The sequence below is a fragment of the Psychrobacter sp. Ps6 genome (assembly GCF_022129235.1).
In the GTDB taxonomy this organism is placed as follows: domain Bacteria; phylum Pseudomonadota; class Gammaproteobacteria; order Pseudomonadales; family Moraxellaceae; genus Psychrobacter.
This window is the reverse complement of sequence record NZ_JADQAI010000100.1, coordinates 1-1797: the sequence shown is the minus strand read 5'-3', so window position 1 is coordinate 1797 and position 1797 is coordinate 1. Positions and strand designations below refer to the sequence as shown.

The 1797-nt window shown below is 45.1% G+C and carries 2 protein-coding genes; both read left to right on the top strand.

Translation table 11 applies throughout. The annotated features are described in order from the left end of the window. The coding region (locus I3255_RS14065; protein ID WP_238039374.1) for a thermostable hemolysin at nt 1-308 on the top strand (308 nt) is incomplete at its 5' end. A gap of 41 nt (nt 309-349) precedes the next feature. Further along, nucleotides 350-1797 (top strand): AMP-binding protein (locus tag I3255_RS14060; protein WP_238039373.1); only part of this gene is annotated, 1448 nt, incomplete at its 3' end.

Genomic DNA, 1797 nt, shown 5'->3' with positions numbered 1-1797 from the left:
AATTCGGCCACTTGGCATCTTTCTCAAAGGGGATGTCGTCTTTGCACTTCTATCTCATCGCAGAAATGCTGGTCAATCTCGGCTTTGAATGGTGTATTTTCACCGCGACAGATCCTCTTTACGCCATGATGGAGCGTCTAGGATTACAGCCGCGTATCATCGCTAAGGCTGATCAATATAAAGTTCCCGAGGCCGAGTCCACTTGGGGGACGTACTACGAGCATCAACCGCGCGTGTTAGCTGGTAATTTACAGAAAGGGTTGGAGTGCCTTCGAGTTGTCCAAGAAAGAAAATTCAAACAAGTCTAGATAGAAATCTAACGTCATTAAAACAAGAATATAGGTTATGTATGAATATTCTTATAGATGCCATTTCAACATGGGTAAAAACGACACCAGCTAGAATAGCTTTGGTCGGCTACAGAGCGAGTCAAAGGGTTGAACTTACTTACTCAGAATTATTGAACAAGATAGAGTTCGTTGCTTCCGAGCTTATTGCACAGAACATCAAAGCACTAGCTCTACGGGCAGAAAATAGCATTGATTGGGCCGTTGTTGATTTGGCGGCGATGGCGGCAAACATAATCGTTGTACCTATTCCGACTTTTTTCTCTGATGCTCAAGTGGAACATACATTGGAGCAATCAGGTGTCGATGCTTTAGTCGGCGATTGGCAAGCATGGTTGGCTTCGAATCCTAAGCAAAGCTTTAACCAGCAAGACCATACGCCTTCTATTGCAAATTTGCCTTTGCTGCGTCGTAACCAGTTTGGAAATGGAGATACACAGGTCGCTTATCTTCCAGAAACTGGAAAAATCACATTTACGTCTGGCTCGACTGGTCAGCCTAAAGGGGTGTGTTTAAGCAATGAACATTTATGTTTGGTGGCGAAATCGCTCGCCGACGTAGTAAACGGCACGGCGCACTCACACTTAGTTCTGCTTCCGTTATCGACGCTTCTCGAGAACATAACCGGCGTTTATGTTCCACTTATGTTGGGTGTGACATCATATATTTTACCCGGAGAGCAAACCGGCTTACTCGGTTCAAGCCAATTTGAACCACATTTGTTTGCACAAGTATTAGCGACTATCAAACCAGAAAGCTTAGTCTTAACACCAGCTTTATTACTTGCGCTCATTCAGATCGTGAAACAGCAGCCCTCTCTCGTTGATTCTCTAAAATTTGTCGCCGTTGGAGGCGCAAGAGTGTCATCGCAACTGATTAACACTGCGCATGCGCTGAACATCCCTGCGTTTGAAGGTTATGGCTTGTCTGAATGCGGCTCTGTTGTTTGTTTGAATACACCAGCCTCATTTAAAGCAGGAACGTGTGGCAAACCGCTTCTCCACACTCAGATTCGTATCGCTGAAGATGGTGAACTGCTCGTCAAAGGTAACGTTGCTCTTGGTTATTTAAATGAACCGTTTGCTCAAGAATGGTTAGAAACGGGCGACTTAGCCCAAATTGATGCGCAAGGCTTTGTCACTTTATCAGGACGCAAGAAGAACCTTATCGTCACCGCGTATGGCAGAAATGTCTCTCCGGAGTGGATTGAATCAGAAGCGCTGGCGATTTTGCCGATGACGCCAATGATCGTTACTGGCGATAGCCAACAAACGTTATGCGCTGTTATTGCCAATAGCGAAAATGTCGAACCACAGGTTCATGCATTAAACCGAACCCTACCTGATTACGCTCAAATCCGAACCTTATTGCTGCTTGACAATCCACGAGCCATCTCTGGTTGGTATACGGATAATGGCAAGCTCAAACGAAATCAAATTGAACATGATGT